The following is a 15,841-nucleotide window of genomic DNA, read 5'->3' on the forward strand; positions in this document are numbered from 1 at the left end:
ACAATGAAAATCATCATCGCTCCAGCAAAAAAAATGATCGTCGACAACGATACGTTTGCATATGAAGAATTACCGCAATACCTTGATCAAACTAAACAGATACTGCAAACCATGCAGCAACTGTCTTATGAACAAGCTAAGAAAATGTGGAATTGCAGTGATAAATTAGCCGAACAAAACTATGACTGGCTTCAAAAAATTGATTTAACTAAGCATTTAACCCCTGCCTTACTAGCATTCAGCGGAATTCAATATCAATACATGGCACCAGATTTATTCACCGAACCAGCATTAGACTATGTCCGTCAAAACTTACGCATCTTATCAGGATTCTACGGCATCTTGCGTCCCTTTGACGGTGTAGTTCCCTATCGTTTAGAGATGCAGTCAAAACTACAAGTTGCGACATACAACACCCTCTATGACTTCTGGAACTCAAAAATTTACGATGCTTTAACTGATGGAACTGAACCAATAGTTAATCTATCTTCACAAGAATATGCCAATGCCATCAAACCATATTTGAAACCCAATCAAAAACTGATTACGATCGTATTCGGAAGCTTGGTAGATAACAAGCTGAAAACAAAAGCCACTCTGGCTAAAATGGCACGTGGAGAAATGGTCCGTTTTATGGCTGAGAATAATATTACTGACATTTCTGGGATAAAAAGGTTCAGTCATCCCGATTGGAAATTCTCACCAGAACTTTCTGTTGATGATCGATTGGTTTTTGTCTATCAGAAATAATTTGTCGGTGGGTGGTGGGTGCCGATGCCGCTGAGGATGGGCAACAATTCCATCTGCCGTAGGACCGGTCTCAAACTACGTTTTCGACCTCGCTTTGAAGCCTGTAGTCTTCAAAGTCGTCCAGTGTTCTAAGCGATAAATCGCTAAGAACACTTTTACGGCGGATTCCATTGTTGCCCATCCTCAGCTAAATCTGTGATAGTAATAGAATAACCTCTATTACTAGGCAGCAATCTTATTATCTAATTTTGAACAAAAAATAGCACATAACGTCTATTTGGATGTAAATCTATCCAGTAGACGTTACGTGCTATTATTTTTTTGAATCGATAAATTAGCTTCCGGTCAGCAGTAATGAAATCAGTAGCGAAAGTGGTGTTAATGCGGTGGTTTTCCGCATTTACAGAACTGGACGACTTTATTGATTTGCGGTCTTTGCAAAGCAAGAAAGCGAAGGTCGAGACCGCTTTTTGGCTCGAGCTGGTCCCGCCACTGATGGAATTACTGCTGACCGGAAGCGGCAAGCGGCATCCTAACCTCAACTCAAAAAACTAATTAGTCTTCAACCAAAGTTCCAACCGCAAAATAATGATCTTCCGGATCAGAGAAATTAAACACCAATTGATCTCCCTGAGCAGATATCTCACTAACAGTATTAGCGTACATTTCAATTTGATCATGAAGATCCCTAATATCATTAGTTAAAAACATCAATGATGGCATTTCTAATGACACCATTGGAGAATAGTCCTTAATAAATTCAACATCGTATAAATTAATATTAACTTGGTCCAGAACACTAAGCTTCAACTCAAAACTACCGTCGATCATTTTGGTTTCTTTGATCAGTCTAGCGCCCAAAGCTTCTTGGAAAAATTTGGAAATCAGATCTGCATTCTTAACATATAGCATTACTTCAAGCTTGTTTAACATGTTCAACCTCCAAAAAAATAGGGTACACTACATTGAAAGTATACCCTATCTATGAAAGGAAATGTAACTTTTCATAACTTGTAAATAGCCATTACAAGAAACAATTTGTAGCAATGAAGCGAATAAAGGAGGAAGTCTTCTTCATAGTGACAATGTCATCACGACGGACTTCAGAATATTGGATCTGAGGTACAGCTCCTCAAATCCACCCATATTATGTAACCTGTTTACATTAATTGCCAATAATTGAATCGAAAAAAAGACAACCTCTAAACGTTATACTTAGAAGCTGTCTTTTCGTATATTTGTTGGGAAATCTTCTTCACCGTTCTGCGATGATATAAATCATTCCCTTGTCCCCAAAAAATAAAACTCAATGATACATATAATATAGAAACCATAATATCCAGTAAATCTAAATTCAACTGTCCAGTGATCAATAACCAAGTAATAAAGGCGATCGATACTATTGGTACGATTGAACCTAACCAGCTAACTGAATTATTGGCTAAGACATATTTTTCGAGCATTAAAACTAACAATGAGCCCACAACAAATAAAATCTCTCTCATGATACGTCCTCCCCTTAAAACAACGTGTTTTTTTGCACCATTAAAAATATTAACACAGTTATTTTCAGAAAATAAGCAATAACACTTACGTAAACGTATCCAGAGTTATCAACCTTCGATTTGATCACGCAGCGATTGGATGTTGTCCGCAAAAATTATCCGAATCATAATTTTAGACAATTCCTTGGGCGTCTCGATCATACCGTTCTTGACCCACTGCTTCATGATGGCCATCATCCCTGACATCATATAAACCTCTTGATATTGATCATCTTCATCGAGCTGCGGTTTTCCCTTGCCACTGTTCTCTACCGTCTGTTGGATTCGATCCAGCAATTTGGTCTTACCTTCCACAAATACCAGATTGCTCAAGCGCTTCTGATTGTAGAAGGCATTCAAGACTTTTTCAAAAGCCTGTTCTGGCTTCAGATCTTCATCTGCATCCAGTGATTCAATGAATTCAGTTTCAATACCTTCAACACATTTAAAGACATCATCGTAATAACGATAAAATGTGGTTCGATTGATATCGGCTAATTTACAGACCTCAGTAACTTTAATATCATTGATAGATTTGTCTTCCAATAGTGATAAGACGGCGTCTTGGATCACTTGCCGAGTGTATTGGGCTCGACGATTATTCTTTATTCCTACCATAATTCTTAACTCCTGATAGTTTTATTAATGCGACAGTATGGGTGAATGTGTTACACTTACAACAAATTATTCATAATTGATGATTGTTTTTTGAATAAATTGTTTCTATTATATGAAACATGGTGTTGCATTAATGACATTCTAACAGAGAATTAATTATTGAGCATTACAAATTTAAAATAAAAGGATTAACTATATGCTGGAATTAAAACACATAAAAAAATATTTCTACGTTGGTGATTCTGTTACTAAAGCGCTAGATGACGTATCAGTCTCATTCAGACCTAAGGAATTCGTTGCCATATTGGGACCTAGTGGTTCCGGTAAAACTACCATGCTTAACGGTATCGGTGGCTTGGATATTTACGATTCTGGTGACTTGGTTATTAAGGGTAAATCAACCAAGGACTTCTCCGAATCAGATTGGGATGCTTACCGTAACAATTCGGTCGGCTTTATCTTCCAAAGCTATAACATTATTGGACATTTAAGTATTCTAGATAATGTTGAAATGGGAATGACTCTTAGTGGTGTTCCTAATGCTGAGAAGAAAGAAAAAGCTGTTAAGGCGCTTGAACGTGTTGGCTTAGGACCACACATGGACAAGAAACCTAACCAATTGTCCGGTGGTCAAATGCAGCGTGTTGCCATTGCTCGTGCGATCGCTAATGATCCTGAAATCCTGCTTTGTGATGAACCAACTGGTGCTTTGGATACTGAAACTAGTGTTCAAATCATGGAGCTGATCAAAGAACTATCCAAAGAGCGACTTGTCATCATGGTTACCCATAATCCCGAGTTAGCTCAACAATATGCCAACCGTATTATCAACTTTGCTGATGGTAAGATTCAAAATGATTCTAACCCTTACAATGAAGATGAAAACAAAGATAAATTTGAGTTAAAAAAGACCAAAATGACTTTTTGGACAGCGCTCAAATTATCATTCACCAATATTAAAACTAAAAAGGCCCGAACTTTCTTGACCGCCTTCGCTTCAAGTATTGGTATCATCAGTATCGCCATTGTTTTGGCCCTGTCGTCTGGTTTCCAAAAGCAGATCGACAAGACACAATCGAATACCTTGGCACAATTTCCTATTACCGTCTCACAAGTAGCCTCCAGCCAAACAGCTCCAACTACTAAAGACGATAAGCTGACTAAAGCTAAAAAAACTAAGGTCACGGCCAAATTAAGCCAGGCTGACAAATCTACTCACGTCAACAAAATTACTAAGAAATACTTGAATTATATCGATAATATCGATCCAGATTTGAGCAAAACTATCACTTACACATACTCAACTGGAATGAATCTCTTGAGTAATGTCGATGGTAAAATCAAAACAGTTCAGTTCTCAAATACTGATAATAGTAACGCTAATTCTGCTAGTGCCATGACTAGTGCTATGGCAACCTCAACCGGTATTGGTGGTTCAGTTTATCCTGGTGGCAAGAACGGTCAATCATTTTTGAAGAAACACTACAAAGTTGTTTCAGGTTCAATGCCAACTAGTGCCAATGATATTGTCTTGATCGTCGACAGTGACAATTCAACTAATATCAACGCCTTGAAGAATCTAGGCTTATCCGTTAAAGACGGTCAGAAGCTTGATTTTAACAAGTTAGTTGGTAAAGAATTCAAAGTTGTTAATAATAATGATTATTACAAGAAATTAGAAACTGGTACTTTCCTACCTAATTCAGCTAGTGAAGATCTTTATAACAACAGTGCCAATACCACTTTGAAGATCTCAGGTATCTTACGTGTCAGATCTAAATCGTCAGAAAATATTTTAGCTTCTGGAATTGCTTATAGCGATCAATTGACTAAGAACATCATCAACCAAAATAAAGATTCAGATATCGTTAATGCTCAAAAATCTAGCAACGACAACGTTCTAACTGGTGCTAGTGTTGATAATGCTACAACCAAAGCTACTTTGATCAGCTACTTAGGTGGTTCAACAACACCTTCAAGTATCATGATCTATCCAAACAATTTTAAGAACAAAGACAAGATTCTTAAGTACTTAGACAAGTACAACAGTGGCAAGAAAAAAGCTGACAAAGTCATCTATACTGATATGGCTGGATCTGTTTCTAACCTAACTGGTGGACTTATGGACGCTATCACCTATGTACTTGTAGCATTTGCCGGTATTTCACTAGTTACAAGTATGATCATGATCTCGATCATCACTTACACATCAGTGCTGGAACGTACCAAAGAAATTGGTATCTTAAAGGCACTCGGTGCTAGAAAGAAAGATATTACTAGAGTGTTCGACGCTGAAACAACCATTCTCGGTGTTGCATCTGGTGTCTTAGGTGTCGTTATCGCCTACCTAGCAACTTTCCCTATCAATTCGATCTTGAAGAGTATGACCGATCTATCCAACGTGGCGCAATTGAATCCGATCCATGCAATTGTCTTAATAATTGTAAGTACGGTTTTAACTGTTATTGGTGGCCATATTCCTGCACGAATGGCTGCTAAAAAGGATGCTGCTACGGCATTGCGCTCTGAATAGTTTGTTTCGTTTATGGATGCCGCTGACGCTGGTCAACAATATTAAAAAGGCACATCACAGAAATTATTGTGATGTGCCTTTTTGCATAATTATCCAGTTGAAGTAACAACATTAAGAAAGATAATCTCTTTAAATTTAAAATACTTAGAATGGTCGTTATAACGTTTCCCGTGAAACAATTTGGGACATTTTAGTGATTTTGTTAGATAATGGATGTCCCAAGGGGGAAATATCTTGTACAAACAAATTACTATCAGAGAACTATTTGAATTACTAAATAAACAACTCGGTCGCCAAAATTGGTGGCCTACTCACAGTACTGAAGAGATGCTTGTCGGTATGGTCCTGATTCAAAATACTAATTGGAAAAACGTCGATCGTTCACTAGCAAATTTACAAGATGCGACTGGATTCGATCTGGATAAATTACTAGCTCTGCCACTCGATCAACTACGCGAACTAATTCAACCGAGTGGCTTCTACAAGAATAAATCGATCTATGTAAGGTCGCTATTGACGGCTTACCGTGATGACTTCGATGATTGGGAACGATTCTCAACTCCAGTTTTACGTAAGCGGCTGTTAAATTTGAAGGGTATTGGCAATGAGACCGCCGATGTCTTGTTGCTATATTATTTCCATCGTTCAACTTTTGTGGCTGACAATTATTGCATGCGTTTATTCAAAAACCTCCATGCCTTCACGGAAAAACCAACCTACATGCAATTAAAAAACTCCGTCCATGCTGAATTTGATTTCACACCTGACGAAGCTAGTGAATTTCACGCCTTGATCGACGAATTTGGAAAACTAAACAGTGATTTCTTCGACGGATATCAATTGATCCTGCCAAGATCACTTGCCCATAATACCGTAAAAAAATATTCTCGCTAAACCATTAGAATACTTCTTAGTCACAATGTCTTTGGTTTTTTGAGCTGTAGAAGGATTCATAAAGTAAGTCAAGATCATATCAACGTACATCATCACGACTTCGTCTTGAATATCATCCTTGATCATCCCTTCAGACCGGCCTTGCTTCAGTATCTTACCCCAGAATCTATCTTTACCTTCGTTATAAGCTTTCATAACTCGATCATCACCATTGGCAGCCTGAAATTCATCGATCATAAAATTCATGAAGTCCGGATTCATCGTATTGACTTCCGTATTACCAAAATCTAAAATACTCTCGATTTTTTGTTTGAAACTCATATCGGCTTGATCCAATCGCTTATCATAACCAGCATAGCCAGCAACGATCATCTTAATAGTAACTTCTCGTGCTAGTTCCAATTTGCTTGGAAAATACTTATACAGTGTTACCTGTGACGAATGTGCCTCTTTCGCAATATCTGCGACGGAGGTATTTTTGTATCCATTAGTAATAAATGCCATAGTTGCCGCATTTAAAATATCCAATCTCTTCTTTTCTTTTCGTTTTTGATTGCTTGCCATTTTTACCTCCAAAAAATATTTTTCGGTGATATTTCACTTTTTATATTGATACATCAAGATAGTTATTTTGGATCGTGCTGATAGTTCATTTCGCCGATATTTTAAGGTTGACAGGGACTATCCGCACAACTAATATACTCTTTGATAAATGAACTATTCAAGAAAAATATTTCATTTTATTACTGAGAATTCAAGTTTATTGCTCACAACTTGGATTCATGCAAAGGGGATAATATGATGAAACAAAATAACAATGCTATTTTACATATTGATCATCTACAAAAGAATTTCGGTAAATTTCAAGCACTAAAGGATGTGACATTCGATGTCTATCCTGGGGAAGTTTTTGGATTTATCGGACCAAATGGTGCTGGTAAATCGACAACGATCCGTACTTTGCTAGGAATACTTCGTGCAAGTGGCGGTACTGCCACACTCTTCGGTAAGGATGTTTATAAAGATTCTGTATCGATCCACAAGCGTCTAGCCTATGTACCTGGTGATGTTTATCTCTGGCCTAATCTAACTGGTGGCGAGATCATCGACTTATTCTTGAAGCTCGGTAACACCAAGCACAACCGCAAAACCGACATGATGATCAAACGATTCCAGCTTGATCCTACTAAAAAAGCTCGAACTTATTCCAAAGGTAATCGCCAAAAAGTCGCCTTGATCGCCGCATTTTCAACTGACGCCGATTTTTATATTTTTGACGAACCAACTTCTGGTCTTGATCCACTGAATGAAGAGATCTTCCAACAATCAGTCATGGAACTGAAAAAGGAGGGCAAGGCAGTTCTACTATCAAGTCACATCTTGTCTGAAGTCGAAAAAATGTGCGATCGCATCGGTATTATTCGTAGCGGTAAAATAGTCGAAACTGGCTCTCTATCAGATATGCGTCACTTAACTAGAACTGTGATCGAATTTCAAACTATGCAACCTACTCCAGAATTACAAACACTTCAAGGCGTTCATAACGTTGAAGTTGCAGCGAACGGTTTAACTACTTTTTCAGTAGATTCTGAACAAATGAGTTACGTAATGGATTACTTAGCTTCTAAGCAAATCGTCTCACTTCAATCAACTCCTCCAACCTTGGAAGACTTATTCATGAGATATTACAGTTCTAACGAAGGGAGATAACAATTATGGAAAATCGTAATTTTCATCAAACTTGGTTTTTGACACGTTTCAGTTTAAAACGTGACTGGTTAAAACTTGCACTGTGGTCGGTAACGATGATCGTTCTCTTCGCTGCAGTGGCGGCCAAATTTACTTCGATTTATGATACACAGGCTTCCATCGACGAAATCGTCAAAACGCTGAAATCTCCTTCGATGGTTTCTCTATTCGGTAAGTTATCCGGTAGTGCTCCTTACACCACGGCTGATGTCTTTGCCGGTGAAATGACAGTCTTCATGGCTATCATGGCAGCAATCATGAACTTCTCGATCATCATTAAGAATACTCGTGGCGAAGAAGACTCCGGATTGTTGGAAATAATTCAATCGCACTCTGTCGGTAAACTATCTAATCTAGCTTCAGCCTTGATTGAATTGTTTATTATAAATTTATTGATCGGCTTGTTCTACGGCATTGGATTACAAGTAGCTAACTTACCTGGAACTGATACCAACGGTAACTTTTTACTCGGCTTAGGTCTTGGTGCCGCAGGATTCATGTTTGCGGCTATCGCGGCGTTCTTAGCACAACTAGTCGACAACTCACGTTCAGCTACTATCTTGTCATACGTCGTCTTCGGTATTATGTACATTGCTAGAATGTCGACTGATGTATCTAACCCCAAGGCTACTTGGTTCATCCCTTTCGGATGGGTCGAAAAATTTTCAACTTATCAAGATAACAACTGGCTACCTGTATTCTTGATGTTAGGACTAGCACTGATTCTTTGCATAGCGGCGTTATGGATCAATGATCACCGTGACATTGGATCTGGTATCATTGCTACCAAGCCTGGCCGTGCTAAAGCTTCCATGTTCTTACGTGGTCCTCTGAGTTTATTCTGGAGATTGCATCGTACGACTATTATCGTCTGGGTAGTCGGGCTACTCATTCTCGGATTTACTTATGGTTCGATCTTCAATACGATTGGAGATATTCTAAAGACCAATCCAGCTATGGAAAAAATCTTCGGTGCAGCAGCCGTCAACAAGGCTAATGTTCTTATCATTAAGAACTTCGTAGCCATCTTAATGATCGTCTTCGGTGTCCTCGCACTATTTCCAGGAATTCAAATCATTAATTATCTCAAGACCGGTGAAAGCAAAGGCTATTTGGAATTGATTCACTCTAAACCAGTTAGTCGTAATTACCTTTTCACTAGTGTCTTAGTATTAGGAATTCTAACTAGCTTGGCCGCATTATTTGCCGGTATGTGGGGCTTACAACTCGGAGGAGCTTCTGTGATGAAGCATCCCGTTGCCATGTCGGTCTTTTTACGTGGGTTCTACGCCTATATCTCACCATTACTAGTTATCTTAGCTATCTCAGCCTGTATCGTCGGCTGGATCCCTAAATTATCTATCTTCGGTTACCTATATGCCGGACTAGCATTATTTGTCGGCTACTTTGGAAAGCTGATCGACTTGCCTAAATGGGTCGAAAAACTAACTCCCTTCGGATTCATTACCAAAGTTCCTGTTCATCAAATGGATCTGGGAACAATGTGGTGGCAACTCGGCATTGCCATAGCTCTGATCATCATTGGATATGCTGGTTACTACATCAGAGATTTAAAGAGTGCAAATTAAAAAGCAGCATCGCGATAATATATCGTGATGCTGCTTTATTATTTTTATATTTGTCCAACTTCAACTTGGACACCAGACGATAATTTCTTACTCAAAAAATCTTGAATGGTTTTATATGATGTATTAAAGCTCATTTGTATTTGTTGTGTACGATTTGTATTGAAGATAACGGCAACTTTTGGTTTTCGTTGCGGAATCTCAATGGGAATCAGCGTTACATGAACGATTTGAGAGTAATCTAAGACGCCAGAATAGAATCCATTCATAACGACTTTTTTCTCGCCAATCCCACCGACACCATTCATAATAGTGAGTGTTACAAAGGCCGCCACCATAATGATATATGGCAAATCATTTGAGGCTGAAACTAGTAACCACGCACCAATAAATGCTGCAAAAATCAATGATGATATCTTATAAACCGAGCGGATCTCAATCTGTGATTGCCAGTAAATATTGAAGACTGCTCCGGCTAAGAATATTACGTCTACTATGATTATTATAAAGTCCATATGGCCTCATTCCTTTTTAAATAATTGTAGGTTAGTATAGCTGTTTTTACAAATTTTTACTTTGATTTGGATCAAGTATTATAAAATTTTAAATAAGTTAAGTCGCCCTAAATTTATTTTTTATTAGGGTTTAAAAGTGTTGCATAACGTGATATTATGTTGAGAGATTGAAAAGGGGGATACAAGCTTGAGTGAAAATAAACAAAAACACGATAGCCTGATCCATTATGCAAACGGTCCTTCTCTAGAAGAAATTAACGATACCGTTGAAATCCCAAAGGATGCTGGATTCTTCAAAACTCTGCTAGCTTATAGTGGACCTGGAGCTCTAGTAGCCGTTGGTTATATGGATCCTGGTAATTGGGTTACTTCCATCGCTGGTGGTGCTCAATTCAAATACAAACTTTTGACCGTCATTTTGATATCTAGTTTAATCGCCATGTTATTACAATATATGGCCGCTAAACTAGGGATTGTAACTGGTCGAGATTTGGCACAATTGACAAGAGATAGAACGACTAAAAAAGTCGGCTTTATGCTCTGGATAGTTACTGAGTTAGCTATCATGGCGACTGATATTGCGGAGATCATCGGTTCCGCTATCGCCTTAAAACTTCTATTCAACATACCGATACTCTGGGGTGTTCTAATAACCGCCTTCGATGTCCTATTGCTTCTAGTTCTGATGAAACTTGGATTCAGAAAGATCGAAGCTATCGTTGCCGCATTGATCTTAGTTATTTTAGCAGTATTTATGTACGAAGTTATCTTGGCCCAACCTAATATGGGACAAATGGTAATTGGATTCGTTCCTGATCCAGTTATCTTACAAAACCAAAGCATGCTTTATATCTCGTTAGGTATTGTTGGTGCGACAGTTATGCCGCATAACCTCTATCTGCATTCGAGTATCTCGCAAGCTAGAAAATACGATCGTAACGATTCTAAGAGTGTTAAACAAGCTGTTCGCTTCTCAACTTGGGATTCAAATATTCAGCTTACCTTAGCTTTCGTTGTTAATACCTTGCTATTACTATTGGGTGCTGCATTGTTCTACGGTACTAATAGTGATCTTGGTCGCTTCGTTGACTTGTTCAACGCCCTGCAAGATCCAAAGATCGCCGGTGCTGTTGCTAGTCCGGTACTAAGTATTCTGTTTGCCGTTGCCTTACTAGCATCTGGTCAAAACTCAACTATCACTGGTACACTTTCGGGTCAGATCGTTATGGAAGGTTTCGTCCACATGAAGATGAAACTTTGGGCAAGACGTGTTATTACACGTTTACTATCGATCTTGCCAGTTATCACCTTCGCTATTATTTATCATGGTAACGAAGCTAAGATTGAATCACTATTAACATTCTCACAAGTATTCTTGAGTGTTGCCTTACCATTCTCAATTTTCCCATTGATTGCTTTCACAAGTAATAAAGAACTGATGGGTGAATTTGCCAATAAGAACTATGTTAAGAACATTGGTTATGGTATTGCTATCATCTTGACCATCTTAAATATTTGGTTGATCTACACTACATTCGTACCTAGTGTATAAATTTGAACACCGCAAGGTGTTCTTTTTTCGTTTTCAGAGTAAAATAAATATATATACAAATGCCATAAAATACAGTATGATATGGCAAATACAAATAATTTGAGGGAGCATATTCTGATTGAATGCACTTGTGAACATGTACGGTCCATTCTTCGACCTTCATAACTGGGCAACGGTTATTGAATCTGGCGAAGATTGGTTGATAATTCTATCTTTGGTGGTTATGGAATGTATCCTGTCTGTCGACAATGCGGTCGTTTTAGCCGCACAGACACAATCACTACCTAGCAAAGTCGAACAGGAAAAATCACTATTCTACGGACTATTCGGAGCTTATATCTTCCGATTCTTAGTCATCGGTATCGGGGTCTACCTGATCAATTTCTGGTGGATCAAGGTTTTAGGCGCTGGTTATCTGTTCTATTTATTCCTGAAGTATTTCTTCATTGATCGCCGCAAAAAAGGAAAAGTAGAAGTACCAACTGAGAAACCACAACCTAAAGGCTGGAAAAAGCACATTCACATTTCTCAATTCTGGCAAGTAGTTATCTCCATCGAACTGATGGACATTGTCTTCTCGATCGACTCAGTGCTAGCTTCATTAGCGATCTCCAGCAACCCTGTTATCGTTTTGATCGGTGGTATGATCGGTATTCTTGCAATGCGTGGAATCGCTGAATTAATCATGGGACTAATGAACCGTATTCCTGAACTTCAGGGAATGGCCTACTTCTTGATTCTCTTCATTTCAGTCAAGTTATTCTTGTCCATTCCAGCTATCGATATAGAGGTTCCTAACATGCTGTTCGTAGCCGTATTAGTTGTGGCCATCATCGTTACTCTAATAATTCACCAAATCAACAATAAGAAAAAAGGTATAAAATAAGCTTCCTAATCGACTCAGTCGATCGGGAAGCTTTATTTATTACGGCGAAATTTTGAAGGTGTATAGCCGGTATATTTTTTAAAAGTCTGACTAAAGTAACTCATGCGTGTGAAACCTAATTCATTAGAAACATCTTGAATACTCAATTCGGTATCCTTGAGCAAGAGCATCGCCCGTTGGATCTTTCTAGCATTCAAATATACTGAAAAACTTAGTTTGGTTTCTTTCTTAAATAGCTTACTAAAATAATAGTCCGACAAATAAACTCGGTTAGCGACTTGATCTAATGTCAAGCGCTTGTCCAAGTTGTCATCGATAAACTCAATGGCTGTGATAATAGCGCGATTCGAAGTTGATAACTGTTGTAACTGTTGTAACGCTAGTGCTTCACTATCATCTAACTCATCGATCATATCATCAACATTGACTGGCTGCTTAACTAAGAAATCATCGATCCCGCGATTCTCAACTAGCAAACGAGCCATGTTCTCAAACAAGTATTTCAAGAACTCGGCCTGATCTTGCAATCTTTGCAGAAGTATTAAACTATCCGGACTCGGTTTACCGGAAACGTCGTGCGCCACGTACAGTTTTCCCACCATCTGATTGATCTTTGCGATACGGATCGGCACATCAGTCAGTTCAACACTATACTTGAATCGATTCGTACTAAATTCAGTAAAATTTTTTATTTTATCTAAATTTGCTAAAACACTTTTTTCTGATACCTCACCTAAAGCATTCGATATCAATTTATCATTATTATCTAACACAAAAATAACCAGATCATTTGTTCTGGCATAATTTTGTAAAATACGTATTAAAGTTTTCTCGTTGCTGGAAAGAAGAGTTGCCAAATCGAATTCTTCCATTTTCATCCGTCCCGTCTTTTAACTTTACTATATCATTATAATACGATAGGTCTATTCTTCAATTATTTATTAATTTCTTTATTTAAATATTTTATGAGAACGTCAGCATTGTTATGTTCTTCGTCTTTTGCTCCATACAAAATAAGGACATCTTGCTTTTTCAGAGCCGTTATAACGGTTTGAACGAATTCTTTGGTATAGCTATTATTTTCGATTTCTTCCATATATTTCTGTTCAAATTCAGCAAATTTTTCTGGATCATGTCCGAACCATTTACGTAATTCAGCTGATGGAGCAATTTCCTTTGCCCACAGATCCAAATTGGCACGTAATTTGGACATACCACGTGGCCACAGACGATCAACTAAAATTCTATATCCATCGGGCAATTCCTTGTTATAGATACGTTTGAGAACTATTTTTGACATAATATCCTCGACCTCTTTTTGAATTAATCTCTCTATAATTGTATCATAGCTATCGTTAGTCATTTTATAGGAGGATTTATGCAGTCTGCAAAAGAAATAATATCGTTTCAAAATGTAGCAAAGAACTACCGCGGCGGCAATGATGCTGTCGAGGATATCAACATAACTATCAATGAGGGGGAATTCGTTTGTCTGATCGGAACTTCTGGTTCTGGTAAGACTACAACTATGAGAATGATCAACCGTATGATCGAACCTAGTCGCGGGAAAATCATTTTTAAGGGAAAGAATCTTAAGACATTCGACCCAGTAAGACTACGACGTACAATTGGCTACGTTATTCAGAATAATGGACTAATGCCTCACATGACCATTAAGGACAATATCACCCTAGTACCCAAGCTGCTCAAGTGGCAACAGGATAAAATGGACCGTAAGGCTAAAGAATTAATAAAATTGGCTGACTTGCCTGAAAGTTATTTAGATCGTTACCCTGCCGAATTATCTGGTGGGCAGCAACAAAGAATTGGTGTCGTTCGTGCGCTAGCCGCCGATCAAGACATTATTTTGATGGACGAGCCCTTCGGTGCGCTTGATCCAATTACGCGTGATGACTTGCAAGATCTAGTTAAGAACCTGCAAGAAGAATTAGGAAAGACTATCATTTTCGTTACGCACGATATGGATGAAGCTCTGAAACTCGCTACTCATATCGTTATCATGGACAGTGGTCACGTGATCCAAGACGACACTCCCGATAACATCTTGCAACACCCTGGTAACGACTTCGTCAAGGAATTACTTGGTGAAGAGCGTTTACTACAGGCGCAACAAAACACTCTTTCGGTTAGTGACATCATGTCGAAAAATCCGGCTAAGATCACTCTTGGTCAATCATTGGCTGAAGCAATTAGAGAAATGAGTTATCACCACGTTGATACACTGTTAGTTACTGATGATAACAACAAGCTCAAAGGATTTATCGATTTAGAGACGATTAACGACCGTTACTCGAAGTATTCGAACGTCTCAGATATCTATAAGCCTAATCGCTTTAAAGTCAAGACAACGTCATATTTGCGCGATACGAGTGAACGTATTCTAAAACAAGGCTACAAGTACGTACCCGTGATCGACAATGACAATAATCTAATCGGTATCGTTACTCGTGCTTCACTAGTTAATATCATCTATGACGCTATTTGGGGTAAAGAAGAACTTGATAATCCTGAGAACGTCAAACTACCTGATACGATTGCGAAGGAGAGTGATGATGCATGATTTCTTTTCTGAACCAGCATGGCTCTGAATTGATAATCAAAACCTGGGAACAGATCTACATCTCAGCTTTTGCCATTATCCTCGGCATAATCGTCGCTGTACCACTTGGTATCTTATTGACTCGTTACGATAAGACAGCCAAGTACGTCATGTCCATCTCGGGAATGCTACAAACCATTCCTTCGCTAGCACTGTTAGCTCTGATGATACCAATCTTTGGTATCGGTAAAGTCCCTGCTATCGTGGCACTATTTATTTATTCATTATTACCAATCTTGCGTAATACCTATATCGGTATGAAGAAGGTCAACGCAAATCTGATCGACGCCGCACGTGGTCTAGGAATGACAACGATGCAGTCTATTTTTAAAGTTGAAATACCAATGTCCATGCCTATTATTATGTCTGGTATCAGGCTCTCAACTGTTTATGTAATTTCTTGGTCTACTTTGGCGTCGTACATCGGTGCCGGTGGATTAGGTGATTTCATCTTTAACGGACTGAATCTTTACAACCCTAGTCTGATCATCGGTGGTACTATTCCGGTTACAATTTTGGCGATCCTCGCTGATTATTTATTAGGAATATTCGAGAAAAAAGTTACACCAAAAACGAAACGTAGTGGGGTGTAAT

Annotated in this window: 17 protein-coding genes; 10 read left to right on the top strand and 7 right to left on the bottom strand. The window is 38.5% G+C overall.

Annotation, left to right across the window (positions count from 1 at the left end; genetic code table 11):
- The first annotated feature begins 3 nt into the window (after positions 1 to 3).
- Entirely contained in the window at positions 4 to 750 is a 747-nt protein-coding gene (yaaA, locus tag U8519_RS05425) for a peroxide stress protein YaaA (RefSeq protein WP_334329290.1), read from the top strand.
- 354 nt (positions 751 to 1,104) lie between these two features.
- Positions 1,105 to 1,305 (top strand): hypothetical protein, encoded by a 201-nt coding sequence (locus U8519_RS05430; RefSeq protein WP_334329291.1) that lies wholly within the window; start codon positions 1,105 to 1,107, stop codon positions 1,303 to 1,305.
- On the opposite strand, the gene U8519_RS05435 is transcribed toward U8519_RS05430, so the two are convergent.
- From U8519_RS05435 to U8519_RS05445, 3 genes are all read right to left on the bottom strand, one after another.
- Positions 1,306 to 1,683 carry a VOC family protein gene (locus U8519_RS05435; RefSeq protein ID WP_334329292.1) on the bottom strand — a complete coding sequence of 126 codons (378 nt, stop codon included), beginning with the start codon at positions 1,681 to 1,683 and terminating at the stop codon, positions 1,306 to 1,308.
- A gap of 269 nt (positions 1,684 to 1,952) precedes the next feature.
- On the bottom strand, positions 1,953 to 2,255 hold the full coding sequence (locus U8519_RS05440) for a hypothetical protein (RefSeq protein ID WP_334329293.1): 303 nt from the start codon (positions 2,253 to 2,255) through the stop codon (positions 1,953 to 1,955).
- A gap of 108 nt (positions 2,256 to 2,363) precedes the next feature.
- On the bottom strand, positions 2,364 to 2,912 hold the full coding sequence (locus U8519_RS05445; RefSeq protein WP_334329294.1) for a TetR/AcrR family transcriptional regulator: 549 nt from the start codon (positions 2,910 to 2,912) through the stop codon (positions 2,364 to 2,366).
- A gap of 196 nt (positions 2,913 to 3,108) precedes the next feature.
- Between U8519_RS05445 and U8519_RS05450 the strand changes: the two genes are divergently transcribed.
- Positions 3,109 to 5,445 carry an ABC transporter ATP-binding protein/permease gene (locus tag U8519_RS05450; RefSeq protein WP_334329295.1) on the top strand — a complete coding sequence of 779 codons (2,337 nt, stop codon included), beginning with the start codon at positions 3,109 to 3,111 and terminating at the stop codon, positions 5,443 to 5,445.
- 234 nt (positions 5,446 to 5,679) lie between these two features.
- The gene (locus tag U8519_RS05455) at positions 5,680 to 6,339 is read left to right on the top strand and encodes an endonuclease III domain-containing protein (protein WP_334329296.1); all 660 of its coding nucleotides are present in this window, start codon (positions 5,680 to 5,682) and stop codon (positions 6,337 to 6,339) included.
- Here U8519_RS05455 and U8519_RS05460 read toward each other — a convergent pair.
- A complete protein-coding gene (locus U8519_RS05460; RefSeq protein WP_334329297.1) occupies positions 6,301 to 6,903 on the bottom strand; it encodes a TetR/AcrR family transcriptional regulator in 603 nt (200 codons plus the stop codon). The genes U8519_RS05455 and U8519_RS05460 overlap by 39 nt on opposite strands.
- Before the next feature lie 234 nt (positions 6,904 to 7,137).
- On the opposite strand from U8519_RS05460, the gene U8519_RS05465 reads away from it, so the two are divergent.
- Both U8519_RS05465 and U8519_RS05470 read left to right on the top strand, forming a co-directional pair.
- On the top strand, positions 7,138 to 8,049 hold the full coding sequence (locus U8519_RS05465) for an ABC transporter ATP-binding protein (protein WP_334329298.1): 912 nt from the start codon (positions 7,138 to 7,140) through the stop codon (positions 8,047 to 8,049).
- Between the two features lie 5 nt (positions 8,050 to 8,054).
- Positions 8,055 to 9,677 (top strand): ABC transporter permease, encoded by a 1,623-nt coding sequence (locus tag U8519_RS05470; protein WP_334329299.1) that lies wholly within the window; start codon positions 8,055 to 8,057, stop codon positions 9,675 to 9,677.
- Between the two features lie 44 nt (positions 9,678 to 9,721).
- On the opposite strand, the gene U8519_RS05475 is transcribed toward U8519_RS05470, so the two are convergent.
- Entirely contained in the window at positions 9,722 to 10,189 is a 468-nt protein-coding gene (locus U8519_RS05475; RefSeq protein WP_334329300.1) for a hypothetical protein, read from the bottom strand.
- Between the two features lie 187 nt (positions 10,190 to 10,376).
- Here U8519_RS05475 and U8519_RS05480 point away from each other — a divergent pair, with 187 nt between their 5' ends.
- Both U8519_RS05480 and U8519_RS05485 read left to right on the top strand, forming a co-directional pair.
- Positions 10,377 to 11,741, top strand: coding sequence for an Nramp family divalent metal transporter (locus U8519_RS05480; RefSeq protein ID WP_334329301.1), 1,365 nt, complete (start codon positions 10,377 to 10,379; stop codon positions 11,739 to 11,741).
- A gap of 118 nt (positions 11,742 to 11,859) precedes the next feature.
- Positions 11,860 to 12,627: a TerC family protein gene (locus U8519_RS05485; protein WP_334329302.1), complete on the top strand. Its 768-nt coding sequence runs from the start codon at positions 11,860 to 11,862 to the stop codon at positions 12,625 to 12,627.
- Positions 12,628 to 12,659: 32 nt separating this feature from the next.
- On the opposite strand, the gene U8519_RS05490 is transcribed toward U8519_RS05485, so the two are convergent.
- Positions 12,660 to 13,499, bottom strand: a complete 840-nt coding sequence (locus tag U8519_RS05490; protein WP_334329303.1) for a helix-turn-helix transcriptional regulator — start codon at positions 13,497 to 13,499, stop codon at positions 12,660 to 12,662.
- A gap of 62 nt (positions 13,500 to 13,561) precedes the next feature.
- Positions 13,562 to 13,927, bottom strand: coding sequence for a DUF488 domain-containing protein (locus U8519_RS05495; RefSeq protein WP_334329304.1), 366 nt, complete (start codon positions 13,925 to 13,927; stop codon positions 13,562 to 13,564).
- A 78-nt stretch (positions 13,928 to 14,005) separates the two neighbouring features.
- Between U8519_RS05495 and U8519_RS05500 the strand changes: the two genes are divergently transcribed.
- Positions 14,006 to 15,208 (top strand): betaine/proline/choline family ABC transporter ATP-binding protein, encoded by a 1,203-nt coding sequence (locus U8519_RS05500; RefSeq protein ID WP_334329305.1) that lies wholly within the window; start codon positions 14,006 to 14,008, stop codon positions 15,206 to 15,208.
- Positions 15,205 to 15,840, top strand: a complete 636-nt coding sequence (locus U8519_RS05505; protein WP_334329306.1) for an ABC transporter permease — start codon at positions 15,205 to 15,207, stop codon at positions 15,838 to 15,840. The genes U8519_RS05500 and U8519_RS05505 overlap by 4 nt, the downstream gene beginning before the upstream one ends.
- Position 15,841 lies beyond the last annotated feature (1 nt).

The organism is Companilactobacillus sp. HBUAS59699 (assembly GCF_036913575.1).
Lineage (GTDB): Bacteria > Bacillota > Bacilli > Lactobacillales > Lactobacillaceae > Companilactobacillus.